This is a genomic window from Microbacterium sp. NPDC064942 (genome assembly GCF_049545525.1).
GTDB lineage: Bacteria > Actinomycetota > Actinomycetes > Actinomycetales > Microbacteriaceae > Microbacterium > Microbacterium gawkjiense.
Window position 1 is genome coordinate 388,145 of sequence record NZ_JBMWDR010000002.1, and the last position, 16,727, is coordinate 404,871.

Consider the following 16,727-nt stretch of genomic DNA (forward strand, 5'->3'; position numbering starts at 1 on the left):
GGTCCAGGCTACCGGGGCTACGCTGACGACGTGAGCCTGCCCGTCCCCGCCGCCGACGACGCGGCGATGGTGCGGGCGCTGGAGCTCGCCGCCCTCGCGTCGGGCCACGGCGACGTCCCCGTCGGCGCGGTCGTCACGCAGGCGGGCCGGGTCGTCGGGGAGGGACGCAACCTCCGCGAACGCGACGGCGACCCCCTCGCTCACGCGGAGGTCGTGGCGCTGCGAGCCGCGGCATCCGCCCTCGGATCGTGGAACCTCGACGACTGCACCCTCGTCGTCACTCTCGAGCCGTGCGTCATGTGCGCGGGTGCGATCCTGCAGACGCGGGTGGCGCGCGTCGTGTTCGGCGCGTGGGACGAGAAGGCGGGTGCGGCCGGTTCCGTCCACGACCTGCTGCGCGACAGGCGGATGCCGCACCGCGCCGAGGTCCTCGGCGGGGTCCGTGCGGGCGAGGCCGCGACCCTGCTGCGCGGCTTCTTCGACGCGAAGCGCTGAGGTGCTGCTCGCTCGTCAGTCGGACGAACTGAGGATGATCGCCTCGGTGGGCGGCGCGGGGGACGCGGGCGAACCGATGTACCCCGTCAATTCGAGCAGCGCGCGCCGGAACACGGCGGGCCGCTCGAGGTGGGGGGTGTGCCCCACGCCGGGCAGGGCGAGCTCGGTCGCGATGCCCCCGGCATCCGTGTAGCGACGGAGCACCTCGCGGGTCTGCGACACCATCGGCTGGGCCGGGGCGACGTCGGCGCCGGGCCAGTCGGGGAGGATCCCGAGCGACCCCAGGTGACCCGGGTCCGAGAAGGACGTGTCGGAGATGAGCGGGTCGAGCACGCCGCGGATCCAGAGGATCGACGGCTTCTCGCGCAGGTCGACGATGCCCGAGACGTCGAAGTTCTGCGGCGCGAGGGCGTTGAGCACACCGAACCGGCCGGGCGCGTAGCCGGGCCAGTGCGGGCTCGGGACGGATTCGCCGGGGTAGTTGCCGGTCGCGGTCGAGGTGGAGAGCATGGCCTCGACCCAGAGGTCTTCGTGCTCGGTCTCGAAACCCTCGGCGACGAAGGAGGCCCGGAAGACGCTCCGCGGCGAGGTGGATGCCTCCGCGCCCGCCTCGCGCGCGGTCAAGCGGCGCACGAACTCGGGGTTCGCGGTCCCCGCGCCGCAGCCGGCGTCGTCGTCGGTCAGGCGCGACCCGTCGAGCCGCGTGCCGCCGAGGCCGAACGGCGAGACGGGGGACTCGAGCAGGATCGTGCGCACCGGGTGGTCGAGCGCGAACTGCAGGGCGACCGCTCCGCCGAGGTCCCATCCGACGAGGTGCGGCGCCTCGATGCCGAGCTCGGTGAGCGTGAGCGCCACGTCGTCGCTCAGGTCGCGGACCCCGCGGGAGGCGTCGACGGGCATGTGCTCGGTGCCGCCGAAACCGCGCAGATCGACGGCGACGACCCGGAACTCCGTGGGGAGGTCCTGCATGAGCTCCTGCCAGACGAGGGCGGAGGACAGGGCGCCGTGCAGCAGGACGACGGTGCGTTCGGGGGCGGCGTCGACCGTGTCGCCGGCGCGCTCGAGGATGTTGACGCTCAGCCGGTCCGTGTCGATGATGCGGGACGTGATTCCGTCGAGGAGGGTCATGAGCCGATGATAAGCCGCGGGGGTGGATGACAGGATGGGGGCATGACGCACCACCTCCCTCCCGTCGCCATCCTCGGAGCCGGTTCGATGGGGGGTGCGATCGCGCAGGGGATCTCCCGCTCGGGCCGGGCCTCGTCCGTCGTGGTGACCAACCGCACGGCCGCGAAGGCCGCCGAGCTCGAGGGGCTCGACGCCGTCTCGAGTGCGGCGCTCGCGGAGGTGCCGTCGGCGAACACGGATGCCGCGGCATCCGCCGACATCGTCCTCATCGGCGTCAAGCCGGCGATGGTCCCCGATCTGCTGCGCGAGATCGCCGGCGCCCTGCGCCCCGGGACGATCGTCGTCAGCCTGGCGGCGGGCGTCACGATCGAGACGTTCGAGTCGATCGTCGGGCCCGAGATCCCCGTCATCCGCTCGATGCCGAACACGCCGGCCGTGGTCGGCAAGGCCGTCACCGGTCTCGCCGCCGGGTCGACCGCGACCGCGGCGCACGTCGCGCTCGTCCGGGCGCTGTTCGAGACCTGCGGCGTCGTCATCGAGGTGCCCGAGGCGCAGATCGACGCGCTCTCGACCATCTCGGGATCCGGCCCCGCCTACGTGTTCCTGCTCGTCGAGGCGCTGACCGAGGCCGCCCGCGGCAAGGGCTTCGAGGAGGCCGACGCCCGCCTCATGGCCGAGCAGACCTTCATCGGTGCGACGGCTCTGCTCGCCGCCACTGGCGACGACCCCGCCGAGCTCCGCCGCCGCGTGACCAGTCCCAAGGGCACGACCGAGCGCGCGATCGGCGTCCTCCAGACAGCGAACCTCGACGGGCTGTTCTCGCAGGCGACGGATGCCGCGCTGGCCCGCGCCCGCGAGCTCGCGACCGGCGTCTGAGGCATCCGCTCAGGCGTCGCCGAGCGTCAGGTCCTCTGCGGTCGTCCGTTCGGTGAGCCGGGCGGTGTGGTCGGCGCGGCCGATGAGCCCCCGGAACGCGAACAGGAGCACGGCGCCGGCGGCCGCCGACAGGGCCGCAGCGGCGTACGGGGCGCCGACGCCGAGGACGGCCAGGGCGGTGCCGACGGGGGCGCCGATCGCGCCGCCGAAGAACCGGAAGCCGGAGTAGGCGGAACTGGCGACGGCGCGGGGGAGCGCGGTAGCCTCCATCGCGGCCTCGGTGAGGATCGTGTTCACAGCACCGATCTCGATGCCGAGCAGCACGACGCAGACCACGAGCAGCGGCCGGGATCCGGCGCTCAGCGCCGCCAGCACGTGCGTCACGGCGAACGCGACGAGGAACCAGAGCAGCACGGTCACGACCGAGAAGCGCCGGGTCAGCCGCGGAGCGATGAGGACGCCCGCGATCGCGAGACCGACGCCGAAGCCCATCATGACCAGGCCGATGCCGACCGCCGGCAGTTCCAGGGCGTAGGGCGTGTACGACAGCGTCACGAAGAAGCCGGCGTTGTAGAGGAAAGCCACGACGCTGATCGCGAGCAGTCCGCGATCGGCGAAGGCACGGAAGGGGGCGCTGACCCGGCTGCGCTCCGCCGCGTGACCCGGATCGCGGACGAGGGTGAGGAGGGCGGCGACCCCCACGGCGAACAGCGACGCCGTGCCCCAGAAGGGCGCGAACCACCCGATCTGGCCCAGCAGGCCGCCCAGCAGCGGGCCGACCGCCAGCCCGATTCCGAGCGCCGCCTCGTAGAAGATCACGGCGTGCTCGCTGCGCCCGCCCGAGGCGGAGACGATCGAGGCGAGCGCCGTCGAGAGGAACAGCGCGTTCCCGAGGCCCCAGACGGCGCGGAAGCCGATGAGGGCGCCGATGCTGGGGGACAGTGCGCAGCCGATCGCGGCGAGGGCGATGACGACGAGGCCGAGGATCATGACCGCGCGGGTGCCGATGCGGGTGGACAGCCAGCTCGTGAAGAACATCGCCGAGGCCGTCACCGTCAGGTAGCTCGTGAACAGCAGCGAGGTCTGCACGGGGGTCGCCTGCAGTGCGGCGGCGACCGTCGGGAGGATCGGACCGACGAGGCCGATCCCCATGAACGCGACCATCGCGGCGAAGGCAATGGCCCAGACGGCGGGCGGCTGCGAGAGCAGCCGCGGTCCGCGTGTCGACGCGGCGGGGACGGTGGGGCGGGTTCCGGTGTCGAGCGCGGTCATTCCTCCGATTATACACAGATGCTTCACCAGTGAAATAAAGGGTTCGCCTCGCTACAGTGGAGCGGTGACCGAGCGCGCCGACTTCATCGCCCGCATCCGTGCCGCGTGGGCGGAGCAGATGCCGGCGATCGACACGTCGCCGATCGACGTGTGGGGCAGGCTCAACCGCGCCTCCGCGTTGGCGACCGCGCAGATCGAGCGGCTGCTGGCCGACAGCGGCGTCTCGCGATCGGAGTTCGACGTCCTCTGCGCGCTGGCCCGCACCGGTCGGCCCCTGCGTGCCAGCGAGGTCACCGCCGAGACGATGCTCAGCGGTGCGGCCACCACGAAGCTCACGAGCAGGCTCGAATCCGCCGGGCTCCTGCGCCGGGAGCGGTCGACGCGCGACGGTCGGGCGGTGGAGCTCTCGTTGACGGATGCCGGTCGTGCCGTCGTCGAGCGGGAGATGCCGCGCGCGCTCGCGCACGACGCCCGCCTGCTCGACGGGCTTAGCGAGGCCGAGCAGCAGACGCTCGCCGACCTGCTCGCCCGGCTGCTGGCGAACGCGCAGCGCGAGGCCTGAGGTCGGGCGGCGGCCGGGCGCTGCGACCTCAGGCGGAGGCGCGGAAGCTCAGACGTGGCGGGTCGAACAGCAGCGCGTCGGCGCCGCGCCCTCGGCGATGCGAGTCGATCCGGTGGATGAGCGACGAGCCCACGGTGAGCGCGATGAATCCGGAGATCATTTTGTCGATGAGCGAGGAGATCAGGTTCGCGGACAGCACCGCGGTCCAGAGGGCATCGCCGAGGTGGAGCAACTGATCCGTGAACGTGACGGTCGCGACATGTGCGGAGTAGCCGCCGTAGACGGCGAGGGTGATCGGTGTCGCCACCAGGGTGCTGGCCAGCGCGACCATCACCGTCAGGACGAAGAACCGCAGGGGCGTCCGTCCGAGGCCCCACGAGCGCGTGCCGTACCCCCACAGCAGCGCACCGACGATCCCGACGGCGGTGAACGGCAATCCGATGGGGCTCGAATGGTAGGCCGCGCCGGTCAGCTGGGTCGCGATCGCGACCAGCACCCCGTACCAGGGACCGAGGACGATCGATGCGACCGCAGTGCCCACCATGTCGAGGAACAGCGGGAGAGACGACCACAGCACGAGCTGGCCCCCGACGACGTTCGCGAGGGTGCAGAGGGCGATGATGATCGCCATCACCCCGACGCGCGAGGCCAGCGTGCGCGGCGGGCGCGGATCGAGCGTCCGTGGCTCGTCGGCGTCGCGCCGCGTCGCGGTGTGACTGCGCGATGGTGTGGGATCGTGCGGCGGTTGCTCGGGGCCGTCTGGGTTCTCCGGGGTCTCCGGGGCGGCAGCGGGCGGGGCCGGTGCCTCGGCGGCCTGCTCCGGTCGGTGTCCGAGGGCGTTCGCGACCGCGGCGTGGCGACGCCAGTGGGCGGCGTCGTGCTCCGCTCCACCGAGGGCGAGGATCACGTCGGCGACGAGGGCGGGGTCGACTCTCGTACGGTCGGGCCGGAAGAGGTCGTAGACGGTCGAACGAGCGACCGTGACGCTGCGGGCGCCACCGACGCGGCTCGCGCGCAGCCGTGTGACCCGTGCGGCTATCTCGGCGTACGACGGCCCGCCGGCGGCGAATCGCATCGACTGCAGCGCCTCATGGAGCCGCGCGTCGTGCGGCGGGGTCGCCCGCTCGGCGTCATCGGATGATGCCATCGATGTGTCCTGGTGTCGCCTGAGCGGGCTCAGCGGTCGAGCGAGGCGAAGCGTTCGATGTCGGAATTCGTCCCCGACACGATGATCAGGTCGTGGTTGGTCACGACGGTCGTCGCTTCGGCGTAGCGGAACGGCTTGCCGGGGCTCTTCACGCCGACGACCGTCACGTTGTACTTCGAGCGGACGCCCGACTCGTTGAGGCCGACGCCCCGGATGAACCGCGGCGGGTACATCTTGGCGAGGACGAAGTCGTCGTCGAAGCGGATGAAGTCGAGCATGCGCCCGCTGACGAGGTGCGCGACGCGCTCGCCGGCTTCGCGCTCGGGGTAGATGACGTGGTTGGCGCCGACGCGGGCGAGGATCTTGCCGTGCGACTGCGAGACCGCCTTCGCCCAGATCTGCGGAACCTTCAGGTCGACCAGGTTGGCCGTGATGAGGACGGATGCCTCGATCAAGGACCCCACGGCCACCACGGCGACCTGGAAGTCCTGCGCACCGATCTGCTTCAGCGCCTCGATGTTGCGCGCATCGGCCTGGACGGCGTGCGTGACGCGCTCGGACCATTTCTGCACGAGGTCGAGGTTGTCGTCGATCGCGAGGACGTCGCGGTCGAGGCGGTCGAGTTCGCCCGCGCACGCGGCGCCGAAGCGACCGAGTCCGATGACGAGGACGGGCGAATCGCTGCGCAACTGCTCAACCAACGATGGGCCTTTCCACGGGCAGCGCGTAGTGCTGCGTTCGGCTGGTCGCGGCCACCGCCGCGGCGAGTGTCACTGTACCAACGCGGCCCATGAACATCGTCAGCGCCATGACGAAGACGGCGGGGTCGGGGAGCTCCTGCGTCAGCCCGGTCGACAGCCCCACGGTGGCGAAGCCCGACACGACGTCGAAGAGGACCTCGTCGAGGGGCGCCTTCGTCAGGTGCGCGATCGTGATGGTCGACAGCGCCACGATCGTCGCGCCCCACGCGACGACCGAGAGGGCGACGCGCTGGACGTCGCTCGGGATGCGGCGCCCGAACGCCGAGACGCTCGGCCGGCCCTTCGCCTCGGACCACACCGCGAGGGCGAGGACGGCGAGGGTTGTGACCTTGATGCCGCCCGCCGTCGAGGCGGATCCGCCGCCGACGAACATGAGCATCGACCCGACGACGATCGAGGATTCGTGCAGCTCGCCGATGTCGATGATCGAGAAGCCGCCGGAACGGGTCATCGCGGACAGGAACAGGGCCTGGAACGTCGTGTCCCAGGCATCCATCGTCCCGAAGGTCTGGGGGTTGCCGTACTCCAGGATCACGAACGCGATCGCGCCCGCAAAGAACAGGACGACCGTCGTGATGAGCGTCAGCTTGACGTGGATCGACCACCGACGGACGTGCCAGTGATGCTTCCAGAGGGCGTAGATGACCGGGAAGCCGATCGAGCCGAGGAAGACGCCCGCCATGAGGACGCTGAGCAGCAGGTAGTTCTGCGCGAACGGCGCCAGGCCCTCGGAGTTGGGCGCGAAGCCCGTGTTCGTGAACGCCATGGCCGCGTAGTACGGGGCCTCCCACAGTGCGGTCAGGGGGTCGATGCCGCTGGCGAGCAGCATGGGGTACAGCAGGACGGCGAGGGCGGCCTCGATGACGAGGGTGGACAGGGCGACGGTCGCCAGCAGCTGACCCACCTCGCCGAGCCGGACGGCCTGGCCCTCGTTGACCGGCCCGCCGTGGGCGCGCATCGGGTTGCTGTCGCCCGCGGCGAGCAGCTTGGCGCGGAGCCCCAGACGCTTGGAGATCACGAGGCCGAGGATCGAGGCGAGGGTCAGGACGCCGAGGGCGCCGACGTTGACACCGATGAAGACCACCACCTGACCGAGGGGCGACCAGTGCGTGGCCATGTCGACGGTCGCGAGGCCCGTGACGCAGATCGTGGAGACCGCCGTGAACAGGGCGTCGGGCAGGGGCGTCACCTGCCCGTCCGAGGCCATCACCGGCAGCGAGAAGATCGCTGTGAACAGCAGGATGAGAACCGAGAAGATGAGCACGGCGAAGCGCGAGGGCGACGCGGTCGCGAGATCGCGCATCGCGGAGAACGCGCGGCGATGCCACGCCGGTCCGCGCCGGGGGGCGCGCTCATCGACGGCAAGGCCCGTCATTCGCGCCCCTTCCTCGTTCGGATCGTTGTCATGGTACTCCCGCGCGCGGGCGGGCTAACCTAATGCCATGGCGGACATCTTCGACGTGATCGCCGACGGGACCCGTCGGGACATCCTCCAGCTGCTCCGTGAACGAGGGGCGTCGGGGGAGAAGGGGACGAGCGTCTCGCAGATCGTCTCCGCCCTCGGGGTCAGCCAGCCGACGGTCTCGAAGCACCTGAAGGTACTGCGGGAGGCATCCCTCGTCTCCGTGCGCGAAGAGGGCCAGCACCGCTACTACAGCCTGTCGCCCGCGCCGCTGGACGCCGTGGATGACTGGCTGTTCCCGTTCTTCGCGGTCGACGAGGACGACGCGCCGGCGGCGCACGCCCTGCCGGACGGCGCAGCGCATGCCGCCGAGGTCGTGGGTCGCGCGGCCGCCGCGGCGAAGCATGCCGTGACGAGCGTGTTCAACAAACTGCCGGGCCGCTGACCCGCCTTCCGCCCCACGAGTCACACAGGTTTACACGCGTCTCGCCCACCCCCTAATGTGGAGGGATTCACGGGGGCTGATAACCACAAAGGGGACACGATGTCGGACATCTCGGATGTGCGCTTTCTCACGGTCGCGGAGGTCGCCGACCTCATGCGCGTCTCGAAGATGACCGTCTATCGCCTCGTCCACTCGGGGGAACTCCCCGCCGTGCGCTTCGGTCGCAGCTACCGGGTGCCCGAAACAGCGGTCACAGCCGCTCTGCAACGTCCCATCGCCGACGTCGGCTAGACTGATCCGAGGCATTTTTCCGTCTTGCCGTTCCCGGACGCCGACACCGCGCGTCCAGACCCCGACTTAGTGAGGTTTACCGTGGGTTCAGTCATCAAGAAGCGCCGCAAGCGCATGGCGAAGAAGAAGCACCGCAAGCTGCTTCGCAAGACTCGCCACCAGCGCCGCAACAAGAAGTAAGCGGCATCGCACACAAGCGCCCCCGTCCGGTCCGCCGGACGTCGGGGCGCTTCGTGTTGCGTCCGCGGCGTGGATGAGCGGGGGAGAATGGATGCCGTGACCGCACTCACCCTCATCTCCAAACCCGACTGCCACCTCTGCGACGTCGCACGCGAGATCGTCGACGCCGTCGTCGCCGAACTCCCCGAGGGGCGGGTCGACGTCGAGGAGTTGTCGATCACCGAGGACCCGGCCCTGTACGCGACATGGTGGGAGAAGATCCCCGTGGTCCTCATCGACGGCGACCTGCACGCGCACTGGCGCGTGTCCGCCGACCGGCTACGCGCCGCGCTCGTCGAGAAGGCCTCCGCATGATCCGCCACGTCGTGATCTGGAAGATGGCGGCCGCCGACGCGGACACCCGTGCCGAGCACGCCGCCGAGGTCGTGCGCCTCTTGCGGGGTCTCGAGACCGCCGTGCCCGTCATCCGCACCCTCAGCGTGGGGACCAACGTCGCCGTCCCCGAGGCGAACGCCGACGTCTCGCTCGTGATGGACGTCGACGACCTCGACGCGCTCGAGGCGTACCAGACGCATCCCGCGCATCAGGAGGTCGCCGCGTACATCCGCAGCGTCGCCGGCGGACGCATGGCCGTCGACTTCGAGGTCTGAGAGCCTCAGCCGCGGGGCCGGACGGGCACCGGGACCGGCGCCACGGCGATGCGGACCCGTTCGCCGTACTCGAGTCGGTCGTCGGCGGGATGCTGCAGCCGCACCAGCGCGCCGTCGTCGGTGCGTACCAGGGTGCGGCGGATGCTGCCGAGGAACGTGCTCTCCTCGACGACGGCGCCGATGCCCTCGCCCGCGCCCACCAGGCGCACGTTCTCGGGGCGGATGAGCGCCTCGACGGGGCCGTCGGGAGCGTCGCCGAGGATCGGGACGGACGTGCCCCAGACCTCGACCGCTCGGGCCGCGGCGGTCCCCGGGACGGCGCTGGAGAGCCCGACGAACCCGGCGACCTCGGGGGTGGCGGGTCGTAGATACAGGTCCTCGGGGGTGCCGATCTGCGCGATGCGGCCCGCTGCCATGACGGCGATGCGGTCCGAGACCGCGAGCGCCTCCTCCTGGTCGTGCGTGACGAACACGGTCGTGATCCCGAGGCGCAGCTGGATGCGGCGGATCTCGTCGCGGAGCTGGACCCGCACCTTGGCGTCGAGCGCCGAGAGCGGCTCGTCGAGGAGGAGCACCCGCGGCTCGGTCACCAAGGCGCGAGCGAGGGCGACGCGCTGCTGCTGTCCGCCGGAGAGCTGGTGCGGGAAGCGGTCGGCGAGGTGGTCGAGGCCGACGAGCTCGAGCGCCTCGCCCGATCGGCGGCGCGCGGTGGCGGTGTCGACGCGCCGCCGGCGCAGCCCGAAGGCGACGTTGTCGACGACGCGCAGGTGCGGAAAGAGCGAGTACGCCTGGAACACCATCCCGATGTCGCGCTTGTTCGTCGGCGTCCGTGAGACGTCCGTTCCGCCGAACGCGACGATCCCGCCGGTCGCGTCCTCCAGGCCGGCGATGACACGCAGGGCGGTGGTCTTGCCGCATCCGGACGGCCCCAGCAACGACACGAACTCGCCGGGAGCGACGTCCAGGTCGACGCCGTGCAGCACGCGGGTCGGGCCGTAGTCCTTCACGATGCCGCGCAGCTCGACCCGCGTCCCCTCGCTCGCGCCGGCGAGCAGGGTGTTGTCGGCGGTGCGGGGGAGGATCCGGGCGGTGGGGGTGGATTCGAGGGTCACGGGGTCTTCCTTCCGGTGCCGACGCGTCCCGCGCGGCCGATGACGAGGAGCAGGACGAAGGCGAACGCGAGGGCCAGCAGCGTGAAGATCGCGGAGGCCCAGGCATCCTGCTTGTTGATGACGACGAGCCCGGTCTGCAGCACCTGCCGGTTCAGCAGCGAGGCGATGGTGAACTCTCCCAGGACGACCGCGACGGAGATGAGGGATGCCGCGAGCAGCCCCTGTCGCAGGTTCGGAGCGACCACGCGCACCAGCACGGTGCCCCACCCCGCGCCGAGGGTGCGGGCGGCCTCGGTCAGCGTCGCGAGGTCGACGGCGTCGATCGCGGCCTGGATCGAGCGGTAGGCGAACGGCAGGACGAGCACCCCGTAGGCGAAGGCGAGGGTCCAGGCGCCCGTCCCGAAGGTGCGGCCGATCTGCAGGTAGATGGGGGCCAAGCCGACCACGAGGACGATCGCGGGGATCGTGATGGGAAGCAGGGCGAGGAACTCGAAAGCGCGGCGCAGGCGCGGGAACCGCAGTTTCACCAGCACCATCGTCGGCGCGAACACCAGAAGGACGATCGCCACCGTCACCGCCGCGAGGATGAGCGAGTTGACGAGGCCCGTCCACACCGGCCGGTACTTCGCCGAGAGCGCCGGGTCGAACAGGGCCGCCCAGCGGTCGAGGGTGAGCGAGCCGTCGGCGGCGGTCAGGGTGAACAGGGCCGTCGCGACGAACGGGACGGCGAAGACCGCCCCGACGAGGAGTCCGATCGCCCAGCGCGTCGCCGCCGACGGGGCGAGGGTCGCGCGGCTCACGACTGCCACCGGGCGGCGCGGCGCTGGATGAGGGTGTACGCGACCATGACGACGGCGACCACGACGATCATCCCCAGGGCGAGCGCACCGGCGAGGTTCTCGCGTCCGAGCACGGTCTCGCTCGTGAGGGCGGTACGGATCTGCAGCGGAACGATCTGCGACCCCTGGCTGGCGAGGGCGGCCGCCGTCGCGTACGACGAGAACGCGTTCGCGAACAGCAGCAGGAAGCTGGCGAGGAAGGACGGGGCGAGGACCGGCATCCCGATCTGCGGCCAGAAGCCGCGCCGGGTGCCGCCGAGGGTGAGGTGCGCCTCGAGCCACTGCGGTTTGAGCGCCGACAGCGCCGGCATGAAGGTGATGACCATGAGGGGCACCTGGAAGATGATGTAGGCCGGGATGAGCCCCGGCAGCGCGTAGATCCACGCCCCGCCGGCGAAGATCTGCAGCCCGAAGAGGTCGCTGAGCAGGCGGGTCACGACGCCCTGCGTCCCGATGGTCGCGATCAGGACGAAGGCGAGCATCACGCCGCCGAACTGCGCGAGGACCCCGGATGCCGCATCCACCGTCGTCCGCACGATCCCGGTCTCGGGGAGCCCCAGCATCGCGAGGCAGACGAGGGCGCCGACCACCGCGCCGATCAGGGCGGTCAGGAGGGACACCCAGGTCGAGTTCGCGAAGGTGGCGAGGACGACCGGATCGACGAGCGCCGCGAGGTTGTCCCCCGTGAGGGCTCCCGCCCCGTCGACGAACCCGGTCGCGAGGGCGAGGACGGTGGGCAGGACGAGGAAGGCCGCCAGGTAGACGGCGAACGGCACGAGGCCGAGCCACGACCAGTCGATGCGGCGCCGCCCGCGAGGGGCCGGAGCGTGCTGCTCCGACCCCTCGGGGGCGCCGTGCGGGACGCCCGTCGCCGGGATCCCCGCCGGTGCCGTGGCGGTCACTGGACCGCGGCGGCCCAGTTCGCGCCCAGCAGCTCGCCCGCGTCGGTCGACTGCGCCTCGGTCGGTACGACGGTCTCGGCCGGGGCTTCGGGGAGCGCGGCGGCCAGCTCGGCGTCGATCGTGCCGGCATCCGTCATCGCCTCCATGCGGACGGGGCGCGCCCCGCCCTTCAGCCACAGGTTCTGCACCTCGTCGCTGTAGAGGAACTCCTGCCAGAGCCGAGCGGCGGCCGGGTTCGGGGCGTCGACGTTGATGGCCTGGTTGTAGTACCCGGCGTAGCCCACACCGTCGAAGACCACCGTCTCCCAGGTGGGGACGTCGGCCTTGTGCGCGGCGTTGAGGTAGTCCCAGTCGAAGACGACGGGGGTCTCGCCGCTCGCGACCGTGGCGCTCGTGACGTCGAGCTTGAGCATGTTGCCGGCCTTGTTCAGCTCGCTGAAGAAGTCGATGCCGGGCTGGAAGTCGTCGAGCGTCCCGCCCGATTGCACGGCGGCCAGGCCCACGGCGGCGAAGGCCGCGCCCGCCTGCGTGGGGTCGCCGTTGATGGCGACCGAGCCGCGGAACCCGTCGCCGAGCAGGTCGTCGAGCTCGGCGGGGGCGTCGAACTTCGCCGAGTCGTAGCCGACCGACATGTACCCGCCGTAGTCGCCCACGAACAGACCCGTCGGCTCCTTGAGCGCGTCGGGGATCTCGTCCCACGTCTGCACCTTGTAGGGGGCGAAGCGGTCGGTGTTCTGCAGGGCGACGGTGAGGCCCAGGTCGAAGACGTCTGGAGCGGTGTCGAGGCCCTCGTTCGTCTCGGCGGCGGTGATCTCCTCGGCGCTCGAGATGTCGGGCGACTGCTCGTTGATCGTGATCTCGGGGTAGCGCTCGGCGAAGAGGTCGAGGATCTCGCCGTAGTTGGCCCAGTCGCGGGGGAGCGCGATGACGTTCAGGTTGCCCTCGGCCTTGGCCGCGGCCTCCAGGTCGGCGAACGAGCCGAAGTCGGTGACGCTCGTCGCGGTGGCGGCCACCGACGTCTCGCCGGCGGCGTTCTCGGCGTCGGGGCTGCCGGCGCAGGCCGCCAGTGACAGCGCGGCGATGGTGGTGAGGCCGACGGCGACGGACGCGCGGCGCGGGAAGGGACGGGACATGCGGTTCCTCTCGGGTGATCCTGCGCGCGCTGATGAGCGCGGCGCACGGGGGGACGAGGGGAAGCTACGACCGCCGGATGGATGGCGGGCCCACGGCGGATGAACGGACGGTGACGCCCAGGCGACGGATGCCCGTTCAGCGCTCGGCGTCGGACTCGCGCACGATCTGGATCGCGTTCGTGAAGGTCGATGCGCGGCGCTCGGCCTCGACGCTGCCCGTGAAAAGACCGTCGTGGGGGCGTGCCGCGGGGTCGTCGGCCGGTGCCGCACCGGCGGTATCCGTCATCCGCACCCGCTGCACGGGCACGGCGTCGGGCAGGGTGCGCTGCACCCAGGTGACCATCGCCTCGCGGACCAGGCAGCGCAGGTCGAAGAGCGTCGGAGCGTCTTTCGCCGTCACGAGGATGCGGACGCGCACGTAGCCGGCGACCGCGTCGGTCACCTGCAGCACGGCCGTGCGCCCGTCCCAGAGCTCGGTCGCCCCCACGACGTCGTGCAGGTGCTCCCGCATCCGGTCGGGGGAGACGTTCCAGTCGAGGTCCATCTCGACGGCGCCGAGGAGCTCCGAGCCCCTCCGGGTCCAGTTCTCGAACGGGGTCGTCGTGAAGTAGGTGCACGGCAGGACGAGGCGGCGGTCGTCCCACAGATCGAGCACGACGTAGCTGAGGGTGATCTCGCCCACGCGCCCCCACTCGCCGTCGGCGACGACGACGTCGTCGACACGCAGCGCATCGCTGAAGACGATCTGCAGCCCCGCGAAGACGTTCGCGAGGACGGACTGTGCGGCGAGGCCCGCGACGATCGACGCGATCCCTGCCGACGCGAGCACACTCGCCCCGATCGCCCGGACCGCGTCGAAGGTCAGAAGGACCGCCCCGATGCCCATGATGACGATGATCGCGATGGCGAGGCGTCGCACGACGAGGGTCTGGGTGCGGATGCGGCGGGCCACCCGGTTGTCGGGCACATCGATGCGGTAGCGGCCGAGCGCGACGTCGGTGGCGACCACGACGAGCGAGGCCAGCAGCCACGCGCTCGCCGCGATGATGAGGATCGTGAGGAGCTGATCCAGGATGCCGCGCCACGTGTCATCGGGGAACGCCGCACGCACGGCGGCCCAGAGGGCGACGACGAGCAGCAGCATCCGGAACGGTGCCCGGGACTGCCGGCTCAGGACCCCCGCCCACCGGCGACGGCGCGCGACGATCGCCAGCACGATCGTCGCGACGACGGCGACGACGATCCCGACCGCGATCCCGACGAGGGTCGCGATCGCGAAGTCCATCCATCCATCCCACATGCAGCTGATCCTTCCATCGGGGAATCAGCCACGATACGACGAGCGCCCGGCCGAAGCCGAGCGCTTGCCGAACGTGCGGGTCTCGCCTTACGGCGCCAGACGGGTGGGTCCGCGGAAGAGGTAGGTGACCTCGCGGATCGAGTCCTGCCCGAGCAGCAGCATGAGGACACGGGCCAGGCCCATGCCGAAGCCGCCGTGGGGCGGGGCGCCGAAGCGGAAGAAGTCGAGGTAGAAGTCGAGGTGCTCGGGGTCGAGACCCTTCTCCTTCGCCTGCTCGATGAGGACGTCGACGCGGTGCTCGCGCTGCGCGCCGGTCGTGATCTCGACGCCGTTGAAGAGCAGGTCGTACGACTTCGTCAGCCCGGTCTCGTCGTCGCGCATGTGGTAGAACGCGCGGATCTCGGGGTGGTAGTCGGTGATGAACACGAACTGGTGACCGTAGGTCTCCTGCACGTGCGCGGCGATCTGACGCTCGCCCTCGGGGTCGAGGTCGCCGTCGGTGCGGGGGATGTCGTAGCCGCGGGCCGCGACGATCTCGCGCGCCTCGGCGAGCGGGATGCGGGGGAACGGCAGCTCGGGGACGACCACGTCGATGTCGAAAAGGGCCTTGATCTCGTCGCCATGCTTCTCGGCGACGGCGCGGATCGCGGTCTGCAGGAGCTCCTCCTGCATGCGCGCGACGTCCTCGTGCGAGTCGATCCAGCTGATCTCGGCGTCGATCGAGGTGAACTCGGTCGCGTGGCGCGAGGTGAAGGAGGGGTCGGCGCGGAACGCGGGGGCGATCTCGAAGATCTTGCCGAAGCCGGCGACCTGGGCCATCTGCTTGAAGAACTGCGGGCTCTGCGCGAGGTAGGCCGTCTTCTCCTCGAAGTAGGGAACCTCGAACAGCTCGGCGTTGGACTCCGAGGGCGACGCCATGAGCTTGGGGGAGTGGACCTCGATGTAGTCGCGCTCGATCCAGTACGAGCGCATCGCGTGCTCGAGGGTCGTCTGCACCCGGAACACCAGGTTGTTGCGGCGCTGGCGCAGGTCGATGAAGCGCCAGTCCATGCGCTTGTCGAGACCCGAGTCGGCCGCGATCGGCGTCTCGGGGAGGGCGGCGGCCGCGATCTCGAGTCCGCTGATCTTGATCTCGACACCGCCGAGCTTGACCCGCTCGTCGTGCTTGAGCTCGCCCGTCGCGGTCAGGAAGGTGCCGGTCGACAGGTTCGAGATCAGGTCGGTGAGCGCCAGGGCCGCGGCATCCTGCTCCGCGCCGTCCTCGGCCGGACGGGTCGCGGGATTCACGAGCTGCACCGCGCCGGTCTCGTCGCGGAGGATGACGAACTGCACCTTCTTCTGATCACGGACGGTCTCGACCCATCCGGAGACCGAGACGGGACCGTCTTCACGGGACTGCAGCTGCTGGACGAGGGTGCGTTCACTCACGAGGGACGAGTCTACGCGGCACCCAGCCGGCGCCCATGCCCGCCCGCTTAAGCTGGAGCACCACAGGGGGCCCGGCCGGGCATCCGATCACCGAGCGCGAGAGAGCACCCGATGACCGACATGTTCCACGCCGCGTCCGCCTCCGGCTCCGGCGGCGGCTCCTGGCTCTCCGCGCTGGCCGACTGGCTCGTGACGCTGATGGAGACGATCGGTCCGATCGGCGCGGCGATCGCGGTCGGTCTCGAGAGCCTGTTCCCGCCGATCCCGAGCGAAGCGGTGCTGCCGGTCGCCGGTCTCGCCGCGTCGCGCGGCTCGTTCACCCTCGCCGAGGCGATCGGCTGGACCACGTTCGGATCGGTCGCCGGCGCCTACCTCCTGTATGGGCTCGGCCGCGTGCTCGGCGCCGAGCGCCTCACGCGCGTCGCCGAGAAGATGCCGCTCATGAAGGGCGAGGACGTCACGAAGACGGTCGCCTGGTTCGACCGTCACGGGTCCGCGGCCGTGTTCTTCGGCCGGATGGTGCCCCTCTTCCGCAGCCTCATCTCGATCCCGGCGGGCGTCTCGAAGATGCCCTGGTGGAAGTTCGGCCTCCTCACCGCGGCGGGCAGCCTCATCTGGAACTCGATCTTCGTGCTCGCAGGCTTCTTCCTCGGCGAGAACTGGCACATCGTCGAGCAGTACGCGGGGGTGTTCCAGAACATCGTCATCGTCGTCGTCGTCCTGCTGGTGGCGTGGTTCCTGTTCGTCCGCATCCGCGCCGCCGTGCGCGACCGGCGCTCAGGCCCGGCATAGGAGGGCCGCACG

General features: G+C 70.9%; 20 protein-coding genes. 9 read left to right on the plus strand and 11 right to left on the minus strand.

All coding sequences use genetic code 11. The annotated features are described in order from the left end of the window. The first annotated feature begins 66 nt into the window (after positions 1–66). Positions 67–495 (plus strand): nucleoside deaminase, encoded by a 429-nt coding sequence (locus ACPEH2_RS06195; protein WP_311285572.1) that lies wholly within the window; start codon positions 67–69, stop codon positions 493–495. Between the two features lie 15 nt (positions 496–510). Here ACPEH2_RS06195 and ACPEH2_RS06200 read toward each other — a convergent pair whose 3' ends face one another. After that, positions 511–1,623, minus strand: coding sequence for an alpha/beta fold hydrolase (locus ACPEH2_RS06200; protein WP_359919936.1), 1,113 nt, complete (start codon positions 1,621–1,623; stop codon positions 511–513). Positions 1,624–1,665: 42 nt separating this feature from the next. On the opposite strand from ACPEH2_RS06200, the gene proC reads away from it, so the two are divergent. Then, positions 1,666–2,499, plus strand: a complete 834-nt coding sequence (gene proC, locus ACPEH2_RS06205; protein ID WP_253035496.1) for a pyrroline-5-carboxylate reductase — start codon at positions 1,666–1,668, stop codon at positions 2,497–2,499. Between the two features lie 9 nt (positions 2,500–2,508). Here proC and ACPEH2_RS06210 read toward each other — a convergent pair whose 3' ends face one another. Further along, on the minus strand, positions 2,509–3,771 hold the full coding sequence (locus ACPEH2_RS06210) for an MFS transporter (RefSeq protein ID WP_359919933.1): 1,263 nt from the start codon (positions 3,769–3,771) through the stop codon (positions 2,509–2,511). Positions 3,772–3,835: 64 nt separating this feature from the next. Here ACPEH2_RS06210 and ACPEH2_RS06215 point away from each other — a divergent pair, with 64 nt between their 5' ends. Continuing rightward, positions 3,836–4,333: a MarR family winged helix-turn-helix transcriptional regulator gene (locus ACPEH2_RS06215; RefSeq protein WP_311285354.1), complete on the plus strand. Its 498-nt coding sequence runs from the start codon at positions 3,836–3,838 to the stop codon at positions 4,331–4,333. A gap of 28 nt (positions 4,334–4,361) precedes the next feature. Here ACPEH2_RS06215 and ACPEH2_RS06220 read toward each other — a convergent pair whose 3' ends face one another. The 3 genes from ACPEH2_RS06220 to ACPEH2_RS06230 are packed head-to-tail and all read right to left on the minus strand — an operon-like array spanning position 4,362 to position 7,616. Then, positions 4,362–5,480, minus strand: a complete 1,119-nt coding sequence (locus ACPEH2_RS06220) for a hypothetical protein (protein ID WP_359919930.1) — start codon at positions 5,478–5,480, stop codon at positions 4,362–4,364. A gap of 29 nt (positions 5,481–5,509) precedes the next feature. After that, the gene (locus ACPEH2_RS06225; protein ID WP_217530617.1) at positions 5,510–6,181 is read right to left on the minus strand and encodes a potassium channel family protein; all 672 of its coding nucleotides are present in this window, start codon (positions 6,179–6,181) and stop codon (positions 5,510–5,512) included. Continuing rightward, positions 6,174–7,616, minus strand: coding sequence for a TrkH family potassium uptake protein (locus ACPEH2_RS06230; protein ID WP_217530620.1), 1,443 nt, complete (start codon positions 7,614–7,616; stop codon positions 6,174–6,176). Before ACPEH2_RS06230 ends, ACPEH2_RS06225 begins: the two co-directional genes overlap by 8 nt. 67 nt (positions 7,617–7,683) lie before the next feature. On the opposite strand from ACPEH2_RS06230, the gene ACPEH2_RS06235 reads away from it, so the two are divergent. The 5 genes from ACPEH2_RS06235 (at position 7,684) to ACPEH2_RS06255 (ending at position 9,209) form a co-directional block, all read left to right on the plus strand. Beyond that, positions 7,684–8,088 (plus strand): ArsR/SmtB family transcription factor, encoded by a 405-nt coding sequence (locus ACPEH2_RS06235; RefSeq protein WP_217530622.1) that lies wholly within the window; start codon positions 7,684–7,686, stop codon positions 8,086–8,088. A gap of 99 nt (positions 8,089–8,187) precedes the next feature. After that, positions 8,188–8,379: a helix-turn-helix domain-containing protein gene (locus tag ACPEH2_RS06240; RefSeq protein ID WP_018186843.1), complete on the plus strand. Its 192-nt coding sequence runs from the start codon at positions 8,188–8,190 to the stop codon at positions 8,377–8,379. A gap of 81 nt (positions 8,380–8,460) precedes the next feature. Further along, complete coding sequence (locus tag ACPEH2_RS06245; RefSeq protein WP_003792170.1) at positions 8,461–8,559, plus strand: 30S ribosomal protein bS22; 99 nt, start codon at positions 8,461–8,463, stop codon at positions 8,557–8,559. A gap of 96 nt (positions 8,560–8,655) precedes the next feature. Then, positions 8,656–8,913: a glutaredoxin family protein gene (locus ACPEH2_RS06250; RefSeq protein WP_197471660.1), complete on the plus strand. Its 258-nt coding sequence runs from the start codon at positions 8,656–8,658 to the stop codon at positions 8,911–8,913. Continuing rightward, the gene (locus ACPEH2_RS06255; protein WP_359919924.1) at positions 8,910–9,209 is read left to right on the plus strand and encodes a Dabb family protein; all 300 of its coding nucleotides are present in this window, start codon (positions 8,910–8,912) and stop codon (positions 9,207–9,209) included. The genes ACPEH2_RS06250 and ACPEH2_RS06255 overlap by 4 nt, the downstream gene beginning before the upstream one ends. Positions 9,210–9,214: 5 nt before the next feature. On the opposite strand, the gene ACPEH2_RS06260 is transcribed toward ACPEH2_RS06255, so the two are convergent. From ACPEH2_RS06260 to aspS, 6 genes are all read right to left on the minus strand, one after another. Then, positions 9,215–10,321 carry an ABC transporter ATP-binding protein gene (locus ACPEH2_RS06260; protein WP_359919921.1) on the minus strand — a complete coding sequence of 369 codons (1,107 nt, stop codon included), beginning with the start codon at positions 10,319–10,321 and terminating at the stop codon, positions 9,215–9,217. After that, positions 10,318–11,121, minus strand: coding sequence for an ABC transporter permease (locus tag ACPEH2_RS06265; RefSeq protein ID WP_359919918.1), 804 nt, complete (start codon positions 11,119–11,121; stop codon positions 10,318–10,320). The genes ACPEH2_RS06260 and ACPEH2_RS06265 overlap by 4 nt, the downstream gene beginning before the upstream one ends. After that, on the minus strand, positions 11,118–12,062 hold the full coding sequence (locus tag ACPEH2_RS06270) for an ABC transporter permease (protein ID WP_423718452.1): 945 nt from the start codon (positions 12,060–12,062) through the stop codon (positions 11,118–11,120). Before ACPEH2_RS06270 ends, ACPEH2_RS06265 begins: the two co-directional genes overlap by 4 nt. Further along, positions 12,059–13,195, minus strand: a complete 1,137-nt coding sequence (locus ACPEH2_RS06275) for an ABC transporter substrate-binding protein (RefSeq protein ID WP_359919916.1) — start codon at positions 13,193–13,195, stop codon at positions 12,059–12,061. Before ACPEH2_RS06275 ends, ACPEH2_RS06270 begins: the two co-directional genes overlap by 4 nt. 136 nt (positions 13,196–13,331) lie before the next feature. Next, a complete protein-coding gene (locus ACPEH2_RS06280) occupies positions 13,332–14,495 on the minus strand; it encodes a mechanosensitive ion channel family protein (protein ID WP_359919913.1) in 1,164 nt (387 codons plus the stop codon). Between the two features lie 87 nt (positions 14,496–14,582). Then, on the minus strand, positions 14,583–15,923 hold the full coding sequence (gene aspS, locus ACPEH2_RS06285; protein ID WP_359919911.1) for an aspartate--tRNA(Asn) ligase: 1,341 nt from the start codon (positions 15,921–15,923) through the stop codon (positions 14,583–14,585). 111 nt (positions 15,924–16,034) lie between these two features. On the opposite strand from aspS, the gene ACPEH2_RS06290 reads away from it, so the two are divergent. Further along, complete coding sequence (locus tag ACPEH2_RS06290) at positions 16,035–16,715, plus strand: DedA family protein (protein ID WP_359919909.1); 681 nt, start codon at positions 16,035–16,037, stop codon at positions 16,713–16,715. The last annotated feature ends 12 nt before the right edge of the window (positions 16,716–16,727 follow it).

Coding starts and splice junctions, on each gene's coding strand:
- ACPEH2_RS06235 (WP_217530622.1), top strand. CDS start 7,684: ATGGCGGACATCTTCGACGTGATCGCCGACGGGACCCGTCGGGACATC.
- ACPEH2_RS06195 (WP_311285572.1), top strand. CDS start 67: ATGGTGCGGGCGCTGGAGCTCGCCGCCCTCGCGTCGGGCCACGGCGAC.
- ACPEH2_RS06200 (WP_359919936.1), bottom strand. CDS start 1,623: ATGACCCTCCTCGACGGAATCACGTCCCGCATCATCGACACGGACCGG.
- ACPEH2_RS06275 (WP_359919916.1), bottom strand. CDS start 13,195: ATGTCCCGTCCCTTCCCGCGCCGCGCGTCCGTCGCCGTCGGCCTCACC.
- ACPEH2_RS06290 (WP_359919909.1), top strand. CDS start 16,035: ATGACCGACATGTTCCACGCCGCGTCCGCCTCCGGCTCCGGCGGCGGC.
- ACPEH2_RS06280 (WP_359919913.1), bottom strand. CDS start 14,495: ATGTGGGATGGATGGATGGACTTCGCGATCGCGACCCTCGTCGGGATC.
- ACPEH2_RS06210 (WP_359919933.1), bottom strand. CDS start 3,771: ATGACCGCGCTCGACACCGGAACCCGCCCCACCGTCCCCGCCGCGTCG.
- ACPEH2_RS06220 (WP_359919930.1), bottom strand. CDS start 5,480: ATGGCATCATCCGATGACGCCGAGCGGGCGACCCCGCCGCACGACGCG.
- ACPEH2_RS06230 (WP_217530620.1), bottom strand. CDS start 7,616: ATGACGGGCCTTGCCGTCGATGAGCGCGCCCCCCGGCGCGGACCGGCG.
- ACPEH2_RS06255 (WP_359919924.1), top strand. CDS start 8,910: ATGATCCGCCACGTCGTGATCTGGAAGATGGCGGCCGCCGACGCGGAC.
- proC (WP_253035496.1), top strand. CDS start 1,666: ATGACGCACCACCTCCCTCCCGTCGCCATCCTCGGAGCCGGTTCGATG.
- ACPEH2_RS06240 (WP_018186843.1), top strand. CDS start 8,188: ATGTCGGACATCTCGGATGTGCGCTTTCTCACGGTCGCGGAGGTCGCC.